We start from the raw sequence: 21,061 nt of genomic DNA, 5'->3' as shown, positions 1-21,061 counted from the left end.
CTTTTTCGTTAAAAGTGAGTAATATTATTTTGTTTAATTATATTAAACTTTTGCTTGCGTGAAAAGTGGTAGCTATGTTATATTTTGTTTAATCAAATTAAACTTTTTAACCTAATTAAAAATATGGAGGGATTTTAGATGAATGAAGCGCAAAAGTATAAAAAGGCAACGTATCATTTATGGACATTTACAGCCAGCAAAATGATCTCGCAGTTAGGGTCTCATGTTTTATCATTTGGAATAGGTTTATATATTTTGGCACTGACAGGGTCAGCGATGAGTTTTGCGACAACGATGATCTGTTCCATTTTACCTCGTGCATTGGTCGCGCCTCTGGCTGGTTATGTAGCTGATAATTATTCAAAGAAACGCACAATTTTAATAGCGCAATCAGGTACAATTTTGACCGTTGCTGGGTTACTACTTTATACAGAAATGGTCGGTTTGTCGGTGTATGCTATTTATATTGCTACAGTTTTTAATACAATTTGCTCTGCCTTTTCGGGTGTAACATTTACTTCTTCAATCGCAACACTAGTAGATCCAGAACGTCTACAAAAAGCAATGTCATTTAATCAAATGTCAGTGTCCATCGCAGCAATTGGAGGACCAGTAATCGGTGGAATGATGTATGGATTTTTCTCCATGGAGGCATTTTTACTTGTACATATGGTGGCATATGTGATTACGTTTTGCTTAGAAGCCACAATGAATTTTACTCTGTATAGTACAAGGGGAAAAATGGAAGAGAAGGAAAATATGTGGGCTGGGCTTACTAGTGGCTTTCGATATATTAAGCAACAAAGAGTAATAAAAACAATTATGTGGGTTTCGTTATGGATTAATTTGTTCTTCTCTGCCATCGTTGTAGGGGGGACTTACATTATTATTGAATTATTAAAAGTAAAAGCAACTCATTTTGGTTTTGTAGAGGCATCAGGCGCAGTTGGTATGCTTATTGCTTCCGTCTATTTTGCAACACGGGCAGAGGTAAAGGCCCCACTACGTTTTTCTAAATTCAGCCTAATACTGTTGGCTAGCAGTTTAGGGTTGGCGATTGTTCCATTAATAACGAATTTATCGTATTTAACGATGGTTATCTTTTATATTGTAATTTACTTTATTTTCGCTATTTTTGAGATGGGAATTAACATGCCGATTATGGTTTATATGCAAAAGCTAATTTCAGAAGAATACCGCGGACGTGTATTAGGATTAATGGAAACAATGGCAATGTCAATGATGCCGATCGGTATGGTTGTTTACGGTATCTTGTACGATACTTTCCCGGCAACGGTTATTTTACTTGTCACAAGTGCAATTATCGTAACGATAGCACTAGTTATGCTACGAACATCTGTCTTAAAAGAAGCACATCCAGAGTTTTATGAACAAAAGGTAGTAACTGAAAGCGTAACAAATTAATGTATCGCTTTGCATATATCATTAGAAGAAAACCAGGCATCTCTTCACAATGTGAAGTATGCCTGGTTTTCTTCATTCAACAAGATTTACTGATCCTCAATCACAATATAAGTAGCTTTCATGGGTCCATGTACACCAACAATAAGAATCATTTCGATATCTGCTGAATTACTTGGTCCTGTTATAAAGTTGATACAGGAGGCAATTTGCTCGCCATTTCTGACTTTTTCACTAATTAAGCGGGCTGCTTGCGTCATCCGTGGAACAATCGTACTTTTCGGAATTAAAATAATAGAGTTCTCGGGTAAAAAGCTGACAGATCTACCTTTATCCTTACTACTAAAAAGTACAGCAGTCCCTGATTCTGCTAATGTTATTTCACTAATCGTAATGCCGATATTAGCTTTTTCAGCCTGTCGAATATTTTCCTGTGGTTGCTCCGAATCCCATTCGTACAGTTGAATATTTGCTTGAGGCCATTGCTCGGTCATTAGTGATGATAGACCAAAGCCCTTAAAACGTTCGTCTTTCCATGTTATAACAGATTGACTTCCATAATTCTCAATTACTTTTTGTAAGTCTACTGGAAGATTTGCTGTATTTGTAAGGACAATATCCGTATGAATATTTTTGCATTGTTCAACTAAAAACTCTACTAACTCATCTTTTGTCGCTTCTTTTAGGACACGATCTTGAGGTTGATATTGCCATGTCGGTCGCTCCATTTCTGTTTTTGGCTCACGCCCAAGCTGTTTTGCAATTTTTGATAAAAATACATCTCTATTTTCAATAGTACCTGCCATCATTCATCGCCTCCTTTTTGGCGGTGTTTAAACCAGTCACGGAAATTATCTTTATTTGGTGCTGGAAAATCTCTTGCTTCCGTCCATGCTTTTAGTGGGCCTGGACCATTTGAGATTTTTTGATCTTTAGTAAAAGGGGCCATTGCTGGTGAAGCCATTTTTGTCGCCATTTTATATAAGGTAGGGGAGGAAGCACCTAAACCAAAGGCCTTCATTAATAGCTTTTCTGATACAGGAGCTTTACCTTCGTTTTCAACAATTACTTGACGATGTCTATGAATAAGCTGATGTAACGGTATTTTAACAGGGCAAGCATCCGTGCAGGCGCCACATAATGTGGAGGCATATGGTAACTCTTTAAAATCTTCATAGCCACCTAATAATGGCGAAAGAACGACACCTACTGGCCCAGAATAGATAGAACCATAAGAATGCCCACCAACATGACGATAAACAGGACAAGCATTCACACAGGCTGCACAGCGAATACATTGTAATATAGGCTGGAACTCACTGCCTAAAATATTAGAACGCCCATTATCAACGATGACTAAATGGAATTCCTCTGGTCCATCTGTATCACCTTCATCTTTGATCCCTGTTAATGTTGTAATATAGCTTGTTAACTTTTGCCCAACTGCACTTCTTGTTAATAAGCTTACTAGCACTTCCATCTCTTCAAATGTAGGAACAATTCTCTCCATCCCCATTACCGTAATTTGCGTTTTGGGCAAGGCTGTCACTAGATCTGCATTCCCTTCATTCGTCACGAGTGTAATTGATCCGCTCTCTGCAATAGCAAAGTTACAGCCTGTAATGCCTATATCTGCTGTTAAATATTCATTCCTTAATTTTTCACGTACATATAAAGCCATTTCCTCAGGCTTTTCACTTTTCGCATAGCCTTGTTTTTCTTTGAAAATATCACGAATCTGTTCCTTATTTTTATGCAAAGCTGGGGCAACGATGTGAGAGGGGGGCTCGTGATCATCTACTTGCAAAATGTATTCTCCAAGATCTGTTTCAATGACTTCACAACCGAGCTCTTCTAAAGCAGCGTTTAAATCAATTTCCTCCGTCACCATAGATTTTGATTTCACAATCTTAGCAGCCTTGTTCTTTTTAGCGATACTTTGAATATAGTCCGTCGCTTCTTTTGCTGTTTGCGCAAAGTAAACATGTCCACCTCTTTTAGAGACATTTTCACTTAGCTGATACAAGTAGTAATCTAAATTCGCAAGTACATTCTTTCGAATTTCTTCTCCGTGAGAACGCCATTCCTCCCAATGTCCGAGCTCATCAGCTTGTTTTAGCCGACGTGTTTGAAAGCGTTCCTGTGCGCTTGACACTGCTCCGCGCATAAAAGTATTTTCTAATTCTTTCGATACTCGATGATTAAAGCGATCATCACTTGTTTTCATGGACATTTTTTTACCCCCTCCTAGCGGCAATTTAATACTTCCGCAATATGCATAACTTTAATAGGCTTACTTTGTCGATTAATTCGTCCACCGATATTGATTAAACAACCAGCATCAGCTCCGATTAAAATGTCTGCCTCTGTTTCTTCAACATTCTGGACTTTCTCATTGACCATTGCTCCTGAAATATTGCCCATTTTCACTGAAAATGTACCGCCAAATCCACAGCATCGATCTTTACCTGGGAGTTCGACATACTGTAAACCTTTGACTTGATTTAATAATTTAAACGGTGCTTCTGTAACACCGAGCAAACGTGTCATATGACAGGAAGTATGATAAGTAGCCTTGCCCTCTAAATGTGCGCCTACATCCTCGATCTTTAATACATCTACGATAAACTCTGTAAATTCATATGTTTTATTTGCCAATGCTTGCGCTTTAGGCTCCCAAACAGGATCTCCCTTAAATACTTCTGGGTATTCCTTAAACATATAAGCACAAGAACCAGAAGGGGAGACGACGTATTCGGCATGTTCAAATGTTGTGATCATCTTCCTCATAGCATTTTTAGATTCTTTTACATAGCCACTATTATAGGCAGGCTGCCCACAGCAAATTTGATTTTCAGGGAAGTCTAGATCACAGCCAAGCCTTTCAAGAACTTCGACAACAGCTTTTCCTACATCACCTTGAAACATATCAACTAAACAAGTCGCAAAAAGTGTAACTTTCATAATAACCGCTCCTTTTTGTCTCTCTTACCCCTTGAACCACTAATCAACAGGTCATCTGATGACTTAACGGGTAAATGTATTGTTTTTATAATACTACAACTTTTCAGATGAATGAAAGGTATTTATTTTAAATTTTCGGAAAAATAAAGAGCTGCCTATTATAAAAACTAGGCAGCTTCGGTTATTTTTTAGTTTCTGTTGTTTCGAAATATTGCAATAAAACTTTTTCCACATTACTTAAATGTGAAGCCATAGCATGTTTTGCATGTTCTTCATTTTGCTGTTTTATTGCGAGGAAAATTTGCATATGTTCCTCATATAACTTTTCACTTGTTATTTTTTTTGAGTACAACCAAATTCGTCGTGTCTCTTTCATCGTTTCAAACATTAAACCTGAAACTTGGTCTAATAAAGTTGCAAGTAGGGGATTTTGGGATGCTGCAGAAATGGCCGCGTGAAATTGAAAATCTGCTTTTTCACCTAGCTCACCATTACCTTGTGCATGTTTCATTTCATCTAAAATTTGCATCATTGACTGTAGGTCTTCGTCTGTTCGATGAATGGCTGCGCTAGCCGCTGTTCCTACTTCAATAATTTTGCGTACTTCTAACAAATGTGAGATATCTTGCTTATTTGTTAAAATGGCAGTTGATAAGGGGAAATCGAGCTGATTGGATTGATTACTTTTAACAAAAGTACCTGAGCCTTGCTTAATTTCAATAAGCCCCATTGCTTTTAAAGCGGAAAGAGCTTCTCGGATGGCAGATCTACTTACTTGTAATTGTTCTGCAAGTTGTTCTACTGAATCAAGTCGGTCACCAGGTTTTAGTTCGCCAGCTCTAATTTTTTCATAGAGGATTTCGGTTACTTCCTCATATATTTTTTTCGGTTTAATTTTTCTTAATTCCAAGGACTACACCTCATTTATATCTATCAATGGCTCTTTTGTTTTTATTATACATGAAGAAAAGTAATTTTCTCACTATTTAACAGTAAAGACTTTGTACAGTCTACAATAAAGCTATGCACCTGCATGAAAGCACTGTACTAGTGCCTTTTGAATAGGCGTAAAATGTTATAACTTGGAATGCGGAAAAATGATAAATATTGTTGACAGATAATATAAGGGGAGCGCATAATGCAAAAGTATATGAACTACATCACGTTGATGTAATAAAGTTTGAATAATAAATTTGTATACTAGTATAATAGAACTTCATATAACTTCACTTTTTCAACACCTTTTTGCCATGAAACGTTCACAAACAGGAAGGGCGCAATTTACAGTGTTTTTTGGTACGATGGAGGCAGTAACTGTAAGGAGCGAGTGAGAAAATATGGAAACTGATATTAACTTATTTTTAGCTTTAGGTGCAGGTTTTTTAAGCTTTATTTCACCATGTACTCTACCGTTATATCCCGCATTCTTATCATACATAACGGGGATGACATTAGATGAGCTAAAAGCGGAACGAGGTATGATGCAAAAACGTGCTATTTTGCATACCCTCTTCTTTTTACTAGGATTTTCAATTATCTTTATTATGATTGGACTAGGGACATCGTTAGCGGCGGAGTTCTTCCTTAATTATCAAACATTATTACGTCAGGTTGGTGCTATCTTAATCGTAGTATTTGGTTTAATGATTGTGGGATTACTACAAATTGACTTTTTAATGAAGGATCGAAAATTCCAATTTAAAAACCGCCCATCTGGTTATTTGGGATCAGTATTTATCGGAATAGCCTTTGCGGCTGGTTGGACGCCGTGTACTGGCCCAATTTTAGCATCGATTATAGCATTAGCTGGTGCAAATCCAAGTTCAGGTTTTAGCTATATGTTAGCTTATTTCTTAGGCTTTGCAATTCCGTTCTTCTTGTTATCTTTCTTTATAGCGCGGATGACTTGGATTCGTACACACAGCCAAAAAATTGTGAAAATCGGTGGCTATATTATGATTGCCGTTGGTGTCGTGTTATTCTTTGATGGATTAACGTATATAACACGCATTTTAGAGCCTATTTTCGGTGGATTTACAGGCTTCTAATCTGCTAAACTAAAGTGGCATACCATACCATAACGTGGAGGGAGATGAACATGTGCCTACAGTTTTAGTAGTGGATGATACGCTCTTTATGCGTGTTGCAATAAGTAATATGTTTACTGAATGGGGTTATGAGGTAGTCGGTAAGGCAGCAAATGGTAAGGAAGCTGTGGCTATGTATCGTGAGTTACAACCAGATCTTGTAACGATGGATGTAACAATGCCCGTTATGACAGGTATTGCAGCGGTAAAAGAAATCATTCCTGAATTTCCAGATGCAAAAATAATTATGATTACAGCTTTAGGGCAACAAAAGTTAATTGTGGAAGCAATTGAAAGTGGAGCAAAGGATTTTATGACAAAGCCTTTCGAGCCAGAAAGATTAAAAGCTGTAGTTGATCAGTTACTTGGACAAAATTGTTAATGACATTAGAGGAGGATTTTTTATGTTTAGCAATATCCCTTCTCACTATTATGTAATAGGTTCGACCATAATGGCCATTTTTATGGGTACCTTTGTCATGGTTATACGTATGCGAGCGTCTAAGAAACCGACAAATGAGAAGAAAATTATCATTCCACCTATAGCGATGTCTACAGGTGCGTTAATGTTTTTATTCGAACAATTTCGAGTGCCACCCATGCAAATTCTTGAAGCGGCAGCAGTCGGCATGGTATTCTCGACAATCTTAATTGCCACTTCTAAATTTGAAGTAAAAGGCCAAGATATTTATTTAAAACGTTCAAAGGCATTCGTTTTTATACTAATCGGACTATTAGTGTTCCGTATAGTTGCAAAAGTAATATTAAGTAACTCCATTGACGTTGGTGAATTAGCAGGAATGTTTTGGATTCTAGCGTTCGCGATGTTACTTCCTTGGCGAATCGCTATGCTTATTCAGTTTATAAAAATCAAAAAAACAATTCCGCTGAAGAATTATTAATGGAAGAACTACACTAGAGATTTTATCTAGTGTAGTTTTTTTATGCATTTTGGCTGATGGATAGAGTAGTACTAGCGACGGATAGAATTGTCGGAGCGACGGAAATAGTCGTCCGAGCGACGGAAAGAAGAACCAAAGTGAAGGATAGGAAACAGGCCGACGGAAAGGATTGTCAAGGTGACGGATAGAAAACAGGGCGACGGATAGAATTGCGGAAGTGACGGAAGGAGTCGTCAGAACGACGGAAAGAAAGGCGAGAGCGACGGATAAAAGAGCCAAGGTGACGGATAGATTCAGAAAGGGGGGATTGGAAAAGATGTGAATTAAACTTAGCAAGGGAATTGAAAACGCTGCACAACGATTCTGTGCAGCGTACCTTCAATCAAATAGATGTTCATATGGAGAAATGTCAATCTGCATTTCATCTAATTTCTTACGTAAAAATTTATGGTCGCGTTTAGGCGTTGCTTGAATATAGCCACGTATAATTAAATCATGGTTAATAGCAGATGCCTTTTCTTCTATTGCAAGTTCTCCAATTTTCCCTGCAATTTTTTCCTTTGCTACTTGTCTAAAAAGCTCAGGTACAGGGCTTACAAGTTCATATAAAAGCTCTTTCTCAGGTTGTCCCCATAAATGAATAGTTTTATCTAAATAATACTCCTGCCAATCTAAATCAGATTTACCGTCCTGCTTCGGTAATGCCTTTAAAAATTTGCGGAACATGAAAAATCCGCCTATCGCCATAAATGAAATAAGTACAACTACCCAAAATAGGATAAACCATAAAAACCAACCACTTAACAAATCGTTCACCTCTTTGCCTTCTCTCACTCTATTATAAAAGCTTACATAAAAAAATTCATCCTAAATGTCCCTTTTTTAGCAATAAGTCAGTATATGTGTATGTATAAAACCATGGGAATGGGTAGGGGATAGTAGTTTTTTGAAATTCACATTGTCAATTTAATAATCTTTACTTTTAAATTTACCGAATTTCTTTTCTAATCTATAAGCTGTACTTGTAGGAATTTTTAACGCATTTGCTGCTGCCTGTACAGAAGATTCAGGATTATCCTTTAAGTATTGCTGTATGCGGTTATATTTACCTTGTGGGTCCACACCTGAGCTAATGATTTTTGCTCTTTTATATGGATCAGGGGCAATGTGTACACTTATATCTAAGGGTACATTATTTGGTAATAAACTGTTGAATATAATTTTATCTTCGTACACAGTTGCAGTAGGGAACAAATGTCCGATAATTTCCATTTGTTCGGATTTCTCTAAAAGGATATCAAAACGTTCTGCGACACTTAAATACTGCATAACTACATCATAGTTAAATAAGTTTGCTTTAATTAATTCTTGTTTATTGGTTATTTGGTTATATCGTCCCTCATGTAGCTTTAGTTCATTTTCAAGTAACGCTTTCTGGGAATTGAGTTGTTCTTTTGACCAGGTACCATCAAGATATAGAGGTAAAAGACGGTCAATTTTGGATTTGATGTCATTCATTAATTTATGTGTCATATTAATTTCATTTTCGATTCGTTGTAAATCTTCATCGTTGTATTCAATTTGTATATATTGTTTTGCTAATGTTTCATTTTTAATAATATCTTTTAAAGCTTTGATAAAGTTAGGTTCAACACGAATCGTGTTAATTGCTTCTAAATGGCAGTCTGACTGATGACCAATGTAAAAATGTAACCATCGACCTTTTACACCTGACATACGAACAGCCATCTTTTTACCGCAATACGCACATGTCATATCTACGCGACGTAATATCTGAGGGTCACCTTCAGGTCTACGACGATATTTGCTTTTTCGTTTTACTAAAATTTTTTGATGCTCTTCATCTGTACATAATATAGGATAGACATTTTCAACTACTATTTTTTCACCATTCGAAAACTTTTTTATCATACGACCACAATAAACTTCGCTGGTTAGTTTATGAGAAACAATTGAGGTTGTCCATGCTTTCCCTCTAGGAGTTTTGGTAATCATATTTAATGCTTCTGCAATTGCTACATCTCCCATATTTTTATCCAAGTATGCTTCTTTCATAAATAGGTAGACCCATGCCCACTTTTCATTTATTTTATAAGTACCTGTGCTTTTATCGTAAATATATTCTGATGGAGTAGGGCCCCAACCTTTCCCTTCACGTGTGCGTTGCCTTTTCCCTCTCATCATTCGACGTACAATAGCACGTTTTTCTCGCTGAGCGATTAAGTTTTTCAAATCAGAGATAAATTCATCATCTTCATTTGCGAGATCTACAATTGTGCCAGGTTCGGCAATCTTTACTTTATTGTCTCGTAATACATCTTTAAGGAATTCCCAATTAAGGGTATCAAGGCGACTTAATCTATCTTGGTCAACACATAAAACAATATCTGCAGCATTTTCCTCGACAAAATCCATTAAACCGTTAAGTCCTTCTTTATTAAGTTTTCCACCACTATCTACGTCTTTAAATTCAGCAACAATTTCCCAACCTTGGCTAAGGGCATATCTAGTGAGTTCTTCTTTTTGTGCTTTTAAACTATATCTATCTTCTTGAAGCTTAGTGGAAACGCGATAATATATTATAGTTTTCATAATATTTCTCCTATCACATATTAACCATCTTCATAAACTGGAATGTATGTTCTTTTTTAGGTTAAATTTTTTTTACATATAAATTGGTTTAAGATCCGTATTTCGAAATTGAAGCCTCAAAACAATCAAACATTTCAATGACGCCTAATGGTTCAAAACAAATTGTAAAATTATCTATAGAAATAAATAACCCATATTTTCTTTTATACCAAACAAGGGCAGCGTCTAAAAATTCTTCAGTTACATTAAGAAAATCTGCTAATTCGTAACGGTTCGTTATATGAAGGTTATGAGCTAGTATGATTTTTGAAAATGGAATAAGTCTTTCGTATGCCCACGCTCTAGCCTTTAATTCTTGTTTTCGATTTTCTACGCTGGATAGATCGAGGATATCACCAGTTGTAGTGTGGTGATGCCCGATCTCCTCAGCAAGCACGCAACATTTTTCAATAACGGAAGGTAATGATTTATTTATCCATATAACATTATCGCCATACAAACCTTTACTTTTCATATTGTTCATTTCATATACTTCTATTTCTAAATCATCACATTCCTCTAATAAAGTATCGTACGAATACATGTGCTATTCCCCCCGATGTTTACGCGCCTCTCGTCTCATAGCTACAAAGCGTTTGAATTGTTCTATTTCTTCTAATTCTTCATCTGTCCATTCTTCGCCATCATGATGGGCAGCAATGGTATGAACTGGATTATCTTCAATTAGGTTTTTATTATCTGTACGACAAAGTAAGTAGTCTATTGATACATCAAAGTAATCAGCTACTTTTTGTATTTTGTCTAAACTAGGTGCAATTCTTTTCCATTGATAGATAGTGTTATTCGGAATATCTAGCCTTTCCTCTAAGCTTTTGACATTAATTCCTCTACCCTTACAAAGTTCTTTCACACGATCTAACGTTGTCATATCAATGTTCCTTTCACATGTGCACGAAAACTAAAAAATACATTAGTTAAATCATTGACAACTAATGAATATTTTAGTAAAGTGTACATAAGCTAATTTATTGGCTAAAAAAGAGAGTAAAAAAGAGAGTAAAAAAGAGAACCTATCAAATCACATTTGAACGTTGGGGAACGGATTAAATGTAGTGTTTACAGGCTTTTTAAAAGTCTTATTTAGCTATGTCTATATACTAATAAATATATTAGTTAATGTCAATGAAATTAGCGGATATTTTAGCTTAATATTTTCCAAATTAGTAATTAGCTGTGATTATAAATTGATGACATTGTAATATTCGGACTTATAGCTTATGCGACGGTAGCAACGTCAATTGATTGTAAAGGAGGTTTATTTATGCCAGAAGATTTAGGTGTTCAAGTAAGAAGTGAACTTTTTAAACGCAAAATGAGTCAGAAAGAACTTGCTGAAATGGTTGGTATTTCAAATGCATATGTATCAGACATAATTCGTGGGCGTAAAGATGGCCCGAAAGCTCAGGAACATATTAAGCACATACGTAAGATTTTATGTATATAAAAAACTATAGGAGCGATGTCCAATGACAAAGAATTTTTTTCCGATAGATCCAGAACGAGTTCGTCAAAATGCATATTTACCTGTGAAACTAGCTGAACTATCTAAGTCAAATCCAGAAAAGGCGCTTGAACTTTTGCAGGCTTGGGGTGAGGGGACAAAAACCATAAAAAAATTGTGGGATGAGGTCATTCAATATGTGGGTGATACTATCCAGACTTCAAAGGAGGTACAAAATGAAAATCAAAGTAGCAGAGTGGCTGGCATTACCGGTTGAGGTTAAAGCAGAAAAAATCCGCAAAGCATTTGAGAAATCATCAGCAGTACGTCAGAAGTAAAACTATCAAACTGTGAAAGGAGAGTGAAGAGTGTGGAGGACAATAAAAAATCCTCACAAGTTGCTGGAACAACGAGTGAGGCGAAGTCGAAACAATACACTAGCTCTCTAAAATTACAAAATGGTGATCATAAACTATGTAATTTCTGTAAAGAGGTAATTTGTATTACTGACAACTATTGTGGGTATTGTGGAAAAGCTAACCCCAAAGAGCTTTCTTGACTGTTTCACTAGCAACATCAACAAGTAAATTTTTCAATCCGTCTTGTACGTACTTGGCAGCACTAGGGATGAATTTTTTATACTTTGCTGTCGCTAACGGAGTTGAAGGAGTTTCAATAATTAAATCAGGCAATGCATTTTTGATGATTTCTTTAATATCATTAGGCAATTGGTCATCTAGTGCAATTAATTCTATTGCATTATTTAAAAGCATTTTTGTCCAAGGGAACGCCTCTCCACAATTAAAGCAATAAGAAGGAGCCCTATAATCGGTTTCATAACCGTATTCAGTCGAGTAAGCTCCTCTAATGTCAGTCTCACACTTTTGACAATTGGAAACTGTTTCTTTACCACATGTCTGACAGAATGGCGTGTATTTATAAGCACTTTCATTTACTATATGTCCATTTGTACAAATAGTTGCATAGTGATAAACACCCATGATCTTCACCTACCTTTCTACCAATAGTTTAACAGAAAGGAAATATAAGGAGGAATAAATATGCAAGCAGGATTGATTGTGGAAGGCATGATTAATTCAATTCAAAAACGAATTGCTGAATACGAGGAAATTTCAAATGATTTAGCACACGATTACATTCAATCAGATTTGCCATTCCCTACGGAAATTAAACAGCGTTATGACAATGTTGGCACTTTGGCAGAAGGGTTACAAGAAGCTGTAGACATCATTAAACGCGGTGACTACATGCGAGAAGATGTCGATTTGTCAGGCGGTAATGTTTAAGCAACTAAAACGCCAACATGTCATTAATCAACTGATTAAACTTGGCATCCGCAATATTGAAGGACAACCACTTCAGGATGCATTGTATACAACTTTACTTAAAACATTAGCGCTTAAACGAGCAGCGCAACAATAAAAGGGGGAAATTAAATGAATGACTTTGACCGTAATTTCAAACGTGCAAGTCGTGCAATAGGGGTTATTTTCGTAGTAAACATTCTTATTTCATTGACTGTATTAGGTGGCTTTGGTTGGCTAGTTTACGTTTTATTAAAGCATTTCGGCATTATTGGTTAATTAAAAATTAGGAGGTAATTTCAAATGAAAAGCACTGGAATTGTTCGTAAGGTAGATGAGTTAGGACGTTTAGTAATCCCAATCGAGTTAAGACGTACTTTAGGTATTGATGTTAAAGATGCAGTTGAAATTTTTGTCGATGGGGACAAGGTTATTTTAAAGAAGTACAAGCCTAATATGACATGCGCTGTTACTGGTGAAGTATCAGATGACAATCTGGTTCTACTAGGTGGCAAATTGATTCTAAGTCTAAACGAAGCTAAAAAGCTTGTCACTGAGATTGAGTTGAAGTAGGTGATTTCATGCGTATAGGCTACACACACGCTGATGTATACGATAGAGAATCAGATTACTGGCAAGACATTGAAGACGCACAGAATGCACAAATAGAGGAACAAAAAAACTCGCAATCAATTGCAGTTGAGAGCGAGCGTGAAAATTTTATAAATGACAATGACATTCTAACACAGGAGGGCTAACAATGGCTAGTCTTTATCAATTAAACAATGCCTATGCCCAACTTCAACAGATGATTGAGGAGGGCCAAGAAGGATTAGAAGATACACTAGCTTCCATTACTGATGCTGTGGAAGAAAAGCTTGAAGCTTATGCAATGGTTATCAAAAACATTGAATCAGATGTGGAAGGCATTAAATCGGAGGAAAAGCGATTAGCTGATCGTAGAAGGGTCATGGAAAATGGTATCACTCGAATGAAACAAGCTATTGCTGAAACGCTTGGAAATAGTGGACAAGATAAAGTGAAAACTGAAAAATTCACATTCAGTTGGCGTAAATCATCTGCCGTCCACATTCATGATGAAAAATTAATTCCAAAAGAATATATCAAAGTGACAACTACAATTAGCCGTCAGGAGTTAGCAAAGCGATTAAAAAATGAAACTATTCCTGGTGCTGAATTAATAGAGAATCGTTCTTTATCGATTCGTTAATAAAGGAGTGTGGAAGGCATGCAAGTAACTGATAGCGTTAGGGAAAAGCAAAAAGCGCTTGTAGGGTTCATTGGTCCGTCTGGTGCAGGTAAAACAGTCGGTGCTATCTTAACTGCTTATGGAATGATGCGAGAAGCATATCCTGACCTTTCTGAACAAGAAGTGTGGAAGAAAATCGGTGTAGCAGATACAGAACATAAACGTTCAATGCTATATGTAGATCAACAATTTAGTGGCGTTCGTATCGGCTCGTTCAAGCACATAAATTTTGAACCGCCTTATACAACGGAACGCTATTTACAAGCTCTGTTAATGCTTAAAAATGCAGGTGTAGAAGTGATAGTATTCGATAGTCTTTCTCATAACTGGAATGGTGATGGTGGCATTTTAGAGCAGCATGGCAATATGTCGGGTAACAGTTTTCAAAACTGGAACAAAATGAACAAACACGTAACAGATATGATTAAAGCTTTATCGAGTAATGACATTCATATTCTAGCAACTATGCGTACCAAGAATGAATATGTCATGGAATTGAATGATAAAGGCAAACAACAACCAAGAAAAGTGGGAACAAAACCTGTTCAGAAAGATGATATGGAATATGAGTTTATGTTGAATTTCAGTGTTGACATGGACCATGTTGCAGTTGCGACAAAAGATAACACTAACTTGTTTAAAGATGATGAAATTCAACTCAATGAAGAAGTAGGACGCAAACTTTATCGCTATCTTGAATTAGGTGTAGATGTACAAGCAGAGGAGCGAGCTAGACGTGAAGAGGAAGAAGCGAAGCGTATGAGTAATGTAGCTAAAATCCGAGAGTTGTCTTCCGCAGATGCTGCAGTAGCAAAGATCGTTTCGGATTGCGAATTTAAAGCAAATCAACAACTGGAACAATTTAATACAACGTATTTAGAAGCAGTAATTCAAAAATTAGGAGGAAAATTAAATGTTCAAAATTAATCATGAAGAAGCAAAAGGCGGATTTGAATTAATAGCAATGGGAGACTACGAAGTAACTGTAGTTAATTATGAAACGGGTACATCAACAAATGGTAACAACAAAATTACAGTGGATTATGAAATTCGTTCAGATGTTCCACAAAATCATCAAGGGCAGAAAATTTTATACGATAATTTCACAATTACTGAAAAAGCAATGTGGCGTTTACAAGCTATTTCGAAGGCAGCTAAATTTCCAAATGGTATATCTTTCAATTCTTATAAAGAATGGGCTGATACATTATTACACAAAAATTTAGTTGTTACGGTTGGTCATATTGAACGTAATGGAAATAAATATCCGGAGGTAAAAGGCTTCAAAGAATCACAAGTAGAAGCTCCAGCACCACAAGGTGGTCCGATTACTGTTTCGAATGATGAAGTACCATTCTGATTTAAATAAAACTTAATAGAGAGGTCTGTTTTTGCGGACTTCTCTTTTTAAAAAGAAAAAAGCAAACTGATATTTTCAGAATGCTTTTGTTTTAGAGATTAATTAAAAACCTTATAGACAGATTATTACTAATTTTTCCCCAAGAGGTGTAAGTTTCAACTGTTTTCCTTTTACTCGAACTTTCTGACCACGGCGTGTGGCCATTTTAGCGAAGTTTTTAAAATAAGTTGCTTGAGTGAAAAAATTATATTCATCCTTAAAGTCATCTAGGTAATATGGAGATTCACTTATTAAATTTAATCGGATTAAGTTTGAGATTTCAAGTGAATATTCTTCTCCTGTTTTTAGATCGTCAAGGAAACCTTTAATGTAGACAGGTTGTAATTCAATGAAAGAATTTTCTTTATTTGTTATTTCTAAGCTGGCACAGGGTAATCCACCAAAGCTCTCTTTGAAAAGTGTTAGAAGTTTAGCTTCTATTGGTGTAATTTGCTTTATTATCTCAACAAAAGAATGATGGACGGAATTTGATTTTGTTTTATCAAATGATGAAGAAATTACTTTAGCAAACATTTCTCGCAGTATTTCTTCTTCAATATAAAAGCGAGCGATATCTATAGCAGGTCCAACAATACTCATTTTAGGTTCTTGTAAATTTTCATCTGGAATAGATTCAATCTTCTTAATAATTGAGGCTTTATAATTTTCTAAGTCAATTTGGTGCCTAATACGTAGTTTATCGGCTGATAGACCTAGTTTACCAAAAGTTAAATACCATAAATCATCAAATGTTTTTCTAGGTTCTTTAGATTCTTTTGAAACTTCTTTTACTGCTTCTGTTGCTACTTTAGTAATAGCACTAGTAGTTATCGGATCCATATTTATTTCCCCTTAAATTTTATAGTCATGTAAGCTAGTTAATTAATATTGTACCAAAATTTATTTAAATATGAATATCTTGTTAGAAAAATGGAGGCAGGCATGAAAGAACATTACGATTTTAATAGCATACCATCCGAACTAAAAGCCCTTCCTCAGTGGATATTGTGGAGGGCAGAAGAAAAAGGTGGGCGCTATACAAAAATACCATATCAAGTAGATGGGAATGAAGCACGATCAAATGACCGCCGTACATGGTCCACATTTCCTACAGCAGCAAAGTTTTATACAGAATCAGATGCAAATGGCATTGGCTTTGTATTCAGTAGACAAGACAAGTATATCGGCATTGATATTGATAAATGTATTACGTACAGCGCTGATGATGCTGAAAAAACAAACCCTATAATCAACACCTTTGCTCAAGAAATTATAGATACACTAGACAGCTATACAGAGTTTAGTGTGAGTGGTACAGGCATTCACATCATTATCAAAGGTAGCCTTCCACAATCTGTAGTAGGTACTGGACGTAAAAGCGTAAAGCATGGTTTAGAGATTTACCAATATGGGCGCTATTTTACGATGACAGGCAACCGTGAAAATTCTAATGAAATTTATGATCGTACAGATGAGTTAGCAGAGATATTTGAAAAGTATTTTGATGACAGCGACATAAAAGACCGTGTGAACCTAGCTGAGTTTGAAAAAGATGAAATCAAACTATCGAATGAAGCGTTGTGGGAAAGAATGTTCCGTTCGAAAAGTGGAGACGAAATCCAAGCACTGTATAACGGAAATTTGAAAAATGATGACCATTCTTCTAGCGATTTAGCTTTATGTAACCATCTTGCATTCTGGACTGGGAAAAGCGCATCGCGAATGTATTCAATGTTTAGGGAAACAGCTCTGATGCGAGATAAATGGGACAGAATCCATTTTAGCGATACTGGCGAGACGTATGGTGAACGTACTATTGCAGAAGCCATTTCATCCACTACAACTACTGTGTTAGATCATCAAAATGACAGCGAATTTTCATTCAGCTTCCACAGTGATGATGTGGTGGCAGAGGAAGTAGATAAGCCAGCTCGTAAATTTAAGTTAACCGATTTAGGAAATGCAGAACGAATTGCATATGAATACGGTCATGTAATTCGTTATATTCCATCGGTTGGTTGGTATATATGGAACGGCAAGTATTGGGAGTATGACCAAAAAGGAAAGATACATCGTATTGTAGCAAAAGTCGTTCGTAAACTTGGTGAATCAGAAGATGAAATCGAGCAAAAATGGGCTAGACACTGTGAAAAGCATAATGTTCGAGAAAGTGCTATTAAGGATTTAAAAGTGTTAGTTCCAGGGAGTCGTAGTGACTTTGACCAACATAAATATTTGCTGAATGTCGAAAATGGAGTCGTGAATTTGAAAGATGGTAATTTGCAACCGCATAACAGGGATTTGAAACTTACAAAGATGACAAACATCTCTTTTGATGAAAATGCAAAATGTCCAAATTGGTTAGCATTTTTAGACCAAATATTTTTGGGTGACAAAGAGCTAACAGAGTATATGCAGCGATTGATTGGCTATAGCCTTACAGGGGATATTTCAGAGCAAATTATGATGTTCTTGGTTGGTGGCGGTAGTAACGGTAAATCAACTTTTATCAATACGATTAAGGACCTTGTAGGCGAATATGGAAAACAAGCTAAATCAGATACTTTTATCAAGAAAAAAGAAACGGGTGCCAATAACGATATTGCTAGGCTAGTAGGCTCTCGTTTTGTGTCAGCAATCGAAAGTGAGGAAGGAGAAAAGCTATCAGAATCATTTGTTAAGCAAATAACGGGTGGTGAACCGGTCTTAGCTCGCTTCTTACGACAAGAGTTTTTTGAGTACATTCCAGAGTTTAAAGTGTTTTTTACGACTAATCATAAACCGATTATTGGTGGCTTGGATGATGGTATATGGCGCCGTGTTAAATTGATTCCATTTGATTTAAACTTGCCAGCTCATAAACGTGATAAAAAACTACCTGAAAAGTTATCACTTGAAATGTCAGGCATATTGAATTGGGCAATTGAGGGCTGCTTAAAGTGGCAGAAGGACGGTTTAATCGAACCTGCAGTGGTAGCGAGAGCAACAGGTAATTATAAAGAAGACATGGACATACTTGGACCATTCTTAGCCGAATGTTGTTACGTAGATAAAACCAATGAAAATATCAAAATTGAAGCAAAGGAATTATATACCATATACGACAAATTTGGTTATCAATCTGGTGAACGTACAGTGAGTAATCGTAGTTTTTACCGAATGTTGGAAACGAAAGGCTTTAAAAAAGAACGTGGTGCAGGAAATAAAAACTTTTTCACTGGTATTACTTTACGGGAGCGAGCGCCACAAGGAGTTACTTTTGAAGAAAAAATAGTTACAAAAGAGGTCGAAAATACGTCATTTAAGCTTGTTTTGTAACTCAGAGTTAGAAAAGTAACTCTCTTATGTAACTCCCCGAAATTCAGTCATACCAACGGTTTAGAGTTGTTTTTATAGTTATATAGTTACTTTTGTTATTTTGTTTTTATATTAATAAAAAAATAAAAAATATAAATATAAGTATATATAGGGCGTAATGCACTTTTCGAGTAACGAGTTTAACTAAAAATGCTCAAACCTTTGTGGCTGTGGGTTTCAAGCGAGTTACTTAAAAGTAACTAAGTTAATTAACAGGGGTTAAAACGGTGTTTTTGAAGAAATAAGTAACCTTTAAATTGTAAGGAAGTGGTATTTTGAAAACCCTTCATGTTCTATCGATGATTTGGAAAAATGGTGCTGAAATATATCGTGATGAATCGGATGGTAGATTAACTTTGAAAAATGCGAAGTTGGTGCCAGAGGATGTATTAAAGGCAGCTGATCCGATTTTCGATGAAATAGAAAAATGGTTCAAGTCCTGGGAAGAAGCTAGTGCTATTGATAAAACTTTAATGAAAATGGTGCATCAAGCCTGTGGATGGCAACACAATCCGAAATTGAATGAATGGATATGCAAAGACATTGAAGCATTAACATTGTTCATCGAGTGGCAAGAAACATTGTCTAAGAACGGATGGAACGACATTTATGAAGATTATCGACAATATGAGAATGATGAATCCAATACTATGAAGAAAAAATTATACGACAGTGCTGTTTTATACGCTAATCAAAATAAGTGATTTACAGCCTCTCTAACGAGACTTAGAGGTTAGATGATAATTATATCAAACTTTTAAACAGAACGTCTGTACGGTGCTTATTTCGAGTGAAAATGAGGAGGTAAATAGATTGGTATGGCTAAATATGAAAAATTAGAAGTTGGTCAACGAATTTGGATTGAATCAATTTGGTACTTCTACACAAATCGTGATCGTTCTGTTAGAGAATATGAAATTGTTGAAGCGAATCGTAACAGTGCTTATGCAGTAAGAGTTGATAATCTTGGTAAAGACAAACCATATCGTGAACGTATTGACCAAAGAACACGAAAAATTAAAAGCGCAGGATCTTTTGGTATTGGTGAAATCTTTTGGGATAGTAAAGAGGCATTTGAAGCTGATGTTAAGCGAGTTAATGATACAGAAATCGCTAGAGAAAAAGCGATAAAAAAGGTGAATAAGATGTCGCTAGAACAACTTCAAGAATTGCTAGGTGGTGACAATCGATGAAAATGAATTTCGATTTTTTATATAAAAATGGCACTAAAGAAACCTTTGAGCAAGTTGTCACAGAAGAGGATCAACAAGCTCTTATAGAAGTTTTAAGCACAATTGAAATCTCAATGAAAGAAGGAATTGATGCTTGTATTACTTTTGGAAAAGAAGGTCATGGTTGGCATTATGTACGAATGAGTGAGGTTGTTCGTGTAACTACTAATGTTATTGAGGGTGAGCCAGAATGATTCACTACCATTACACCGATACCGAATTAAATAAAATCTTAAAAACACTCACAATCGTGGTTGATACTCGTGAACAAGTAAATGACCATATTATGGCGTATTTACGTAGCAAGGATATACCAATCAAATTGAAAAAGCTCGACACTGGCGATTATGGAGCAATGATTCCTAAAAACGAAGGGCTTGGCATCGTGAGAGACATTTATTTAAATAGCCGAGTTGAACGAAAAGCTAGTGTAGATGAGATTGTGGGCAATCTTCTGAAAGACGAACGTACGCGCTTTGAAAATGAATTAATTCGAGCGCAAAATATACCTTTCACACTCTTGCTTGAAGATCCAGAAGGCTACAAAAAAATTATAAACGGAAACTACAGAAGTAAATACGACCCACTTGCATTGCTTGGCTCGTTGAATACTTTCAAGGCTCGTTACGGCTTTGAAATTGTCTATTTAGATAATAAGTTTAGTGGGAATTTTATTTACTACCATTTCTATCATCAAATGAAAAACTACCTAAAGAGAGGGGCTTTTTGACCATCGTGAACATGCGCAATGGGATTCCTATTGTTCAGTCGGTGATTAAAGCTAAAAAAACCACAGTGTAGATTGTGGAAGGCCATACCCAATCCATTTACACGTTACATCGAAATGGCCATGATTGTTGATGGATGCGAAGCAAGTGTCATTATGCCTTACAAATCAGAATGGGTGCAACAGTATATACATGAGGGTTGGCACACAAAGAAAGTGTGGGATGTAGATGAACGCAAAAATGCTTGAGAAGCGTAGAGAG

31 protein-coding genes are annotated in these 21,061 nt (G+C 36.1%); 21 read left to right on the top strand and 10 right to left on the bottom strand.

Features of this window, described 5'->3' with window-relative positions; genetic code table 11:
* Positions 1 to 138: 138 nt before the first annotated feature.
* On the top strand, positions 139 to 1,425 hold the full coding sequence (locus ABNX05_RS05115; protein WP_349658736.1) for an MFS transporter: 1,287 nt from the start codon (positions 139 to 141) through the stop codon (positions 1,423 to 1,425).
* Between the two features lie 86 nt (positions 1,426 to 1,511).
* Here the strand turns inward: ABNX05_RS05115 and ABNX05_RS05110 are convergent, their stop codons facing one another.
* The 4 genes from ABNX05_RS05110 to ABNX05_RS05095 form a co-directional block, all read right to left on the bottom strand.
* Positions 1,512 to 2,228 carry a LutC/YkgG family protein gene (locus tag ABNX05_RS05110; RefSeq protein ID WP_349658860.1) on the bottom strand — a complete coding sequence of 239 codons (717 nt, stop codon included), beginning with the start codon at positions 2,226 to 2,228 and terminating at the stop codon, positions 1,512 to 1,514.
* A complete protein-coding gene (locus ABNX05_RS05105; protein ID WP_349658735.1) occupies positions 2,228 to 3,655 on the bottom strand; it encodes a LutB/LldF family L-lactate oxidation iron-sulfur protein in 1,428 nt (475 codons plus the stop codon). The genes ABNX05_RS05110 and ABNX05_RS05105 overlap by 1 nt, the downstream gene beginning before the upstream one ends.
* A gap of 14 nt (positions 3,656 to 3,669) precedes the next feature.
* Positions 3,670 to 4,386: a (Fe-S)-binding protein gene (locus ABNX05_RS05100; RefSeq protein WP_349658734.1), complete on the bottom strand. Its 717-nt coding sequence runs from the start codon at positions 4,384 to 4,386 to the stop codon at positions 3,670 to 3,672.
* Between the two features lie 181 nt (positions 4,387 to 4,567).
* Entirely contained in the window at positions 4,568 to 5,296 is a 729-nt protein-coding gene (locus ABNX05_RS05095; RefSeq protein WP_349658733.1) for a FadR/GntR family transcriptional regulator, read from the bottom strand.
* A 427-nt stretch (positions 5,297 to 5,723) separates the two neighbouring features.
* Between ABNX05_RS05095 and ABNX05_RS05090 the strand changes: the two genes are divergently transcribed.
* The 4 genes from ABNX05_RS05090 to ABNX05_RS05075 are packed head-to-tail and all read left to right on the top strand — an operon-like array spanning position 5,724 to position 7,563.
* Positions 5,724 to 6,434, top strand: coding sequence for a cytochrome c biogenesis CcdA family protein (locus ABNX05_RS05090; RefSeq protein ID WP_349658732.1), 711 nt, complete (start codon positions 5,724 to 5,726; stop codon positions 6,432 to 6,434).
* Positions 6,435 to 6,486: 52 nt separating this feature from the next.
* Positions 6,487 to 6,855 (top strand): response regulator, encoded by a 369-nt coding sequence (locus ABNX05_RS05085; protein WP_249071955.1) that lies wholly within the window; start codon positions 6,487 to 6,489, stop codon positions 6,853 to 6,855.
* Positions 6,856 to 6,877: 22 nt separating this feature from the next.
* A complete protein-coding gene (locus ABNX05_RS05080; protein ID WP_349658731.1) occupies positions 6,878 to 7,375 on the top strand; it encodes a CcdC family protein in 498 nt (165 codons plus the stop codon).
* Between the two features lie 56 nt (positions 7,376 to 7,431).
* Positions 7,432 to 7,563 (top strand): hypothetical protein, encoded by a 132-nt coding sequence (locus tag ABNX05_RS05075; protein ID WP_349658730.1) that lies wholly within the window; start codon positions 7,432 to 7,434, stop codon positions 7,561 to 7,563.
* A 190-nt stretch (positions 7,564 to 7,753) separates the two neighbouring features.
* Here the strand turns inward: ABNX05_RS05075 and ABNX05_RS05070 are convergent, their stop codons facing one another.
* From ABNX05_RS05070 to ABNX05_RS05055, 4 genes are all read right to left on the bottom strand, one after another.
* Entirely contained in the window at positions 7,754 to 8,182 is a 429-nt protein-coding gene (locus ABNX05_RS05070) for a DUF2621 domain-containing protein (protein ID WP_197144166.1), read from the bottom strand.
* A 159-nt stretch (positions 8,183 to 8,341) separates the two neighbouring features.
* Positions 8,342 to 9,988 carry a recombinase family protein gene (locus ABNX05_RS05065; RefSeq protein ID WP_349658729.1) on the bottom strand — a complete coding sequence of 549 codons (1,647 nt, stop codon included), beginning with the start codon at positions 9,986 to 9,988 and terminating at the stop codon, positions 8,342 to 8,344.
* A gap of 88 nt (positions 9,989 to 10,076) precedes the next feature.
* Positions 10,077 to 10,571, bottom strand: coding sequence for an ImmA/IrrE family metallo-endopeptidase (locus tag ABNX05_RS05060; protein ID WP_349658728.1), 495 nt, complete (start codon positions 10,569 to 10,571; stop codon positions 10,077 to 10,079).
* A gap of 3 nt (positions 10,572 to 10,574) precedes the next feature.
* Complete coding sequence (locus ABNX05_RS05055; RefSeq protein WP_349658727.1) at positions 10,575 to 10,916, bottom strand: helix-turn-helix domain-containing protein; 342 nt, start codon at positions 10,914 to 10,916, stop codon at positions 10,575 to 10,577.
* Positions 10,917 to 11,309: 393 nt separating this feature from the next.
* Here ABNX05_RS05055 and ABNX05_RS05050 point away from each other — a divergent pair, with 393 nt between their 5' ends.
* Complete coding sequence (locus ABNX05_RS05050; protein ID WP_349658726.1) at positions 11,310 to 11,492, top strand: helix-turn-helix domain-containing protein; 183 nt, start codon at positions 11,310 to 11,312, stop codon at positions 11,490 to 11,492.
* Between the two features lie 22 nt (positions 11,493 to 11,514).
* Entirely contained in the window at positions 11,515 to 11,766 is a 252-nt protein-coding gene (locus ABNX05_RS05045) for a hypothetical protein (protein WP_349658725.1), read from the top strand.
* A gap of 259 nt (positions 11,767 to 12,025) precedes the next feature.
* Here the strand turns inward: ABNX05_RS05045 and ABNX05_RS05040 are convergent, their stop codons facing one another.
* Positions 12,026 to 12,490 (bottom strand): DUF2321 domain-containing protein, encoded by a 465-nt coding sequence (locus tag ABNX05_RS05040; RefSeq protein ID WP_349658724.1) that lies wholly within the window; start codon positions 12,488 to 12,490, stop codon positions 12,026 to 12,028.
* Positions 12,491 to 12,550: 60 nt separating this feature from the next.
* On the opposite strand from ABNX05_RS05040, the gene ABNX05_RS05035 reads away from it, so the two are divergent.
* Genes ABNX05_RS05035 through ABNX05_RS05000 form a run of 8 tightly spaced genes read left to right on the top strand, consistent with a single transcriptional unit; the run spans position 12,551 to position 15,444 of the window.
* Entirely contained in the window at positions 12,551 to 12,796 is a 246-nt protein-coding gene (locus tag ABNX05_RS05035; RefSeq protein ID WP_349658723.1) for a hypothetical protein, read from the top strand.
* The gene (locus ABNX05_RS05030) at positions 12,789 to 12,932 is read left to right on the top strand and encodes a hypothetical protein (RefSeq protein WP_349658722.1); all 144 of its coding nucleotides are present in this window, start codon (positions 12,789 to 12,791) and stop codon (positions 12,930 to 12,932) included. Before ABNX05_RS05035 ends, ABNX05_RS05030 begins: the two co-directional genes overlap by 8 nt.
* 14 nt (positions 12,933 to 12,946) lie before the next feature.
* On the top strand, positions 12,947 to 13,093 hold the full coding sequence (locus ABNX05_RS05025; protein WP_349658721.1) for a hypothetical protein: 147 nt from the start codon (positions 12,947 to 12,949) through the stop codon (positions 13,091 to 13,093).
* Positions 13,094 to 13,117: 24 nt separating this feature from the next.
* The gene (gene abrB / locus ABNX05_RS05020) at positions 13,118 to 13,387 is read left to right on the top strand and encodes a transition state genes transcriptional regulator AbrB (protein WP_349658720.1); all 270 of its coding nucleotides are present in this window, start codon (positions 13,118 to 13,120) and stop codon (positions 13,385 to 13,387) included.
* A gap of 8 nt (positions 13,388 to 13,395) precedes the next feature.
* Positions 13,396 to 13,572, top strand: a complete 177-nt coding sequence (locus ABNX05_RS05015) for a hypothetical protein (protein ID WP_349658719.1) — start codon at positions 13,396 to 13,398, stop codon at positions 13,570 to 13,572.
* 2 nt (positions 13,573 to 13,574) lie between these two features.
* Positions 13,575 to 14,045, top strand: a complete 471-nt coding sequence (locus ABNX05_RS05010; RefSeq protein WP_349658718.1) for a siphovirus Gp157 family protein — start codon at positions 13,575 to 13,577, stop codon at positions 14,043 to 14,045.
* Between the two features lie 18 nt (positions 14,046 to 14,063).
* Positions 14,064 to 15,011, top strand: a complete 948-nt coding sequence (locus ABNX05_RS05005; RefSeq protein WP_349658717.1) for a DEAD/DEAH box helicase family protein — start codon at positions 14,064 to 14,066, stop codon at positions 15,009 to 15,011.
* Positions 14,998 to 15,444: a DUF669 domain-containing protein gene (locus ABNX05_RS05000; protein WP_349658716.1), complete on the top strand. Its 447-nt coding sequence runs from the start codon at positions 14,998 to 15,000 to the stop codon at positions 15,442 to 15,444. The genes ABNX05_RS05005 and ABNX05_RS05000 overlap by 14 nt, the downstream gene beginning before the upstream one ends.
* A 111-nt stretch (positions 15,445 to 15,555) precedes the next feature.
* Here the strand turns inward: ABNX05_RS05000 and ABNX05_RS04995 are convergent, their stop codons facing one another.
* Positions 15,556 to 16,323 carry a DUF4393 domain-containing protein gene (locus tag ABNX05_RS04995; RefSeq protein ID WP_349658715.1) on the bottom strand — a complete coding sequence of 256 codons (768 nt, stop codon included), beginning with the start codon at positions 16,321 to 16,323 and terminating at the stop codon, positions 15,556 to 15,558.
* Between the two features lie 102 nt (positions 16,324 to 16,425).
* On the opposite strand from ABNX05_RS04995, the gene ABNX05_RS04990 reads away from it, so the two are divergent.
* The 6 genes from ABNX05_RS04990 to ABNX05_RS04965 all read left to right on the top strand — a co-directional run bounded on the left by ABNX05_RS04990 (position 16,426) and on the right by ABNX05_RS04965 (position 21,048).
* Entirely contained in the window at positions 16,426 to 18,801 is a 2,376-nt protein-coding gene (locus ABNX05_RS04990; RefSeq protein ID WP_349658714.1) for a phage/plasmid primase, P4 family, read from the top strand.
* A 314-nt stretch (positions 18,802 to 19,115) separates the two neighbouring features.
* On the top strand, positions 19,116 to 19,544 hold the full coding sequence (locus ABNX05_RS04985; protein WP_349658713.1) for a hypothetical protein: 429 nt from the start codon (positions 19,116 to 19,118) through the stop codon (positions 19,542 to 19,544).
* Between the two features lie 114 nt (positions 19,545 to 19,658).
* A complete protein-coding gene (locus ABNX05_RS04980) occupies positions 19,659 to 20,033 on the top strand; it encodes a beta barrel domain-containing protein (protein ID WP_349658712.1) in 375 nt (124 codons plus the stop codon).
* On the top strand, positions 20,030 to 20,266 hold the full coding sequence (locus ABNX05_RS04975) for a hypothetical protein (RefSeq protein ID WP_349658711.1): 237 nt from the start codon (positions 20,030 to 20,032) through the stop codon (positions 20,264 to 20,266). The genes ABNX05_RS04980 and ABNX05_RS04975 overlap by 4 nt, the downstream gene beginning before the upstream one ends.
* Complete coding sequence (locus tag ABNX05_RS04970; protein ID WP_349658710.1) at positions 20,263 to 20,802, top strand: ERCC4 domain-containing protein; 540 nt, start codon at positions 20,263 to 20,265, stop codon at positions 20,800 to 20,802. The genes ABNX05_RS04975 and ABNX05_RS04970 overlap by 4 nt, the downstream gene beginning before the upstream one ends.
* A 72-nt stretch (positions 20,803 to 20,874) precedes the next feature.
* Positions 20,875 to 21,048 carry a hypothetical protein gene (locus tag ABNX05_RS04965; RefSeq protein WP_349658709.1) on the top strand — a complete coding sequence of 58 codons (174 nt, stop codon included), beginning with the start codon at positions 20,875 to 20,877 and terminating at the stop codon, positions 21,046 to 21,048.
* The last annotated feature ends 13 nt before the right edge of the window (positions 21,049 to 21,061 follow it).

The organism is Lysinibacillus zambalensis, assembly GCF_040183165.1.
In the GTDB taxonomy this organism is placed as follows: domain Bacteria; phylum Bacillota; class Bacilli; order Bacillales_A; family Planococcaceae; genus Lysinibacillus; species Lysinibacillus zambalensis.
Note: the sequence above shows the minus strand (reverse complement) of the source record. Positions and strands in the feature narration are given on the sequence as shown.

What these genes read in the sequence shown, in the direction of transcription:
- ABNX05_RS05010 (WP_349658718.1), top strand. Translation starts at nt 13,575, where the DNA reads ATGGCTAGTCTTTATCAATTAAACAATGCCTATGCCCAACTTCAACAG.
- ABNX05_RS05105 (WP_349658735.1), bottom strand. Translation starts at nt 3,655, where the DNA reads ATGTCCATGAAAACAAGTGATGATCGCTTTAATCATCGAGTATCGAAA.
- ABNX05_RS05050 (WP_349658726.1), top strand. Translation starts at nt 11,310, where the DNA reads ATGCCAGAAGATTTAGGTGTTCAAGTAAGAAGTGAACTTTTTAAACGC.
- ABNX05_RS05005 (WP_349658717.1), top strand. Translation starts at nt 14,064, where the DNA reads ATGCAAGTAACTGATAGCGTTAGGGAAAAGCAAAAAGCGCTTGTAGGG.
- ABNX05_RS04990 (WP_349658714.1), top strand. Translation starts at nt 16,426, where the DNA reads ATGAAAGAACATTACGATTTTAATAGCATACCATCCGAACTAAAAGCC.
- ABNX05_RS04975 (WP_349658711.1), top strand. Translation starts at nt 20,030, where the DNA reads ATGAAAATGAATTTCGATTTTTTATATAAAAATGGCACTAAAGAAACC.
- ABNX05_RS05115 (WP_349658736.1), top strand. Translation starts at nt 139, where the DNA reads ATGAATGAAGCGCAAAAGTATAAAAAGGCAACGTATCATTTATGGACA.
- ABNX05_RS05075 (WP_349658730.1), top strand. Translation starts at nt 7,432, where the DNA reads ATGGATAGAGTAGTACTAGCGACGGATAGAATTGTCGGAGCGACGGAA.
- ABNX05_RS05025 (WP_349658721.1), top strand. Translation starts at nt 12,947, where the DNA reads ATGAATGACTTTGACCGTAATTTCAAACGTGCAAGTCGTGCAATAGGG.
- ABNX05_RS05000 (WP_349658716.1), top strand. Translation starts at nt 14,998, where the DNA reads ATGTTCAAAATTAATCATGAAGAAGCAAAAGGCGGATTTGAATTAATA.
- ABNX05_RS05100 (WP_349658734.1), bottom strand. Translation starts at nt 4,386, where the DNA reads ATGAAAGTTACACTTTTTGCGACTTGTTTAGTTGATATGTTTCAAGGT.
- ABNX05_RS04995 (WP_349658715.1), bottom strand. Translation starts at nt 16,323, where the DNA reads ATGGATCCGATAACTACTAGTGCTATTACTAAAGTAGCAACAGAAGCA.
- ABNX05_RS05015 (WP_349658719.1), top strand. Translation starts at nt 13,396, where the DNA reads ATGCGTATAGGCTACACACACGCTGATGTATACGATAGAGAATCAGAT.
- ABNX05_RS04980 (WP_349658712.1), top strand. Translation starts at nt 19,659, where the DNA reads ATGGCTAAATATGAAAAATTAGAAGTTGGTCAACGAATTTGGATTGAA.
- ABNX05_RS05090 (WP_349658732.1), top strand. Translation starts at nt 5,724, where the DNA reads ATGGAAACTGATATTAACTTATTTTTAGCTTTAGGTGCAGGTTTTTTA.
- ABNX05_RS04970 (WP_349658710.1), top strand. Translation starts at nt 20,263, where the DNA reads ATGATTCACTACCATTACACCGATACCGAATTAAATAAAATCTTAAAA.
- ABNX05_RS05040 (WP_349658724.1), bottom strand. Translation starts at nt 12,490, where the DNA reads ATGGGTGTTTATCACTATGCAACTATTTGTACAAATGGACATATAGTA.
- ABNX05_RS05065 (WP_349658729.1), bottom strand. Translation starts at nt 9,988, where the DNA reads ATGAAAACTATAATATATTATCGCGTTTCCACTAAGCTTCAAGAAGAT.
- ABNX05_RS05035 (WP_349658723.1), top strand. Translation starts at nt 12,551, where the DNA reads ATGCAAGCAGGATTGATTGTGGAAGGCATGATTAATTCAATTCAAAAA.
- abrB (WP_349658720.1), top strand. Translation starts at nt 13,118, where the DNA reads ATGAAAAGCACTGGAATTGTTCGTAAGGTAGATGAGTTAGGACGTTTA.
- ABNX05_RS05110 (WP_349658860.1), bottom strand. Translation starts at nt 2,228, where the DNA reads ATGGCAGGTACTATTGAAAATAGAGATGTATTTTTATCAAAAATTGCA.
- ABNX05_RS05045 (WP_349658725.1), top strand. Translation starts at nt 11,515, where the DNA reads ATGACAAAGAATTTTTTTCCGATAGATCCAGAACGAGTTCGTCAAAAT.
- ABNX05_RS05030 (WP_349658722.1), top strand. Translation starts at nt 12,789, where the DNA reads ATGTTTAAGCAACTAAAACGCCAACATGTCATTAATCAACTGATTAAA.
- ABNX05_RS05060 (WP_349658728.1), bottom strand. Translation starts at nt 10,571, where the DNA reads ATGTATTCGTACGATACTTTATTAGAGGAATGTGATGATTTAGAAATA.
- ABNX05_RS05055 (WP_349658727.1), bottom strand. Translation starts at nt 10,916, where the DNA reads ATGACAACGTTAGATCGTGTGAAAGAACTTTGTAAGGGTAGAGGAATT.
- ABNX05_RS05080 (WP_349658731.1), top strand. Translation starts at nt 6,878, where the DNA reads ATGTTTAGCAATATCCCTTCTCACTATTATGTAATAGGTTCGACCATA.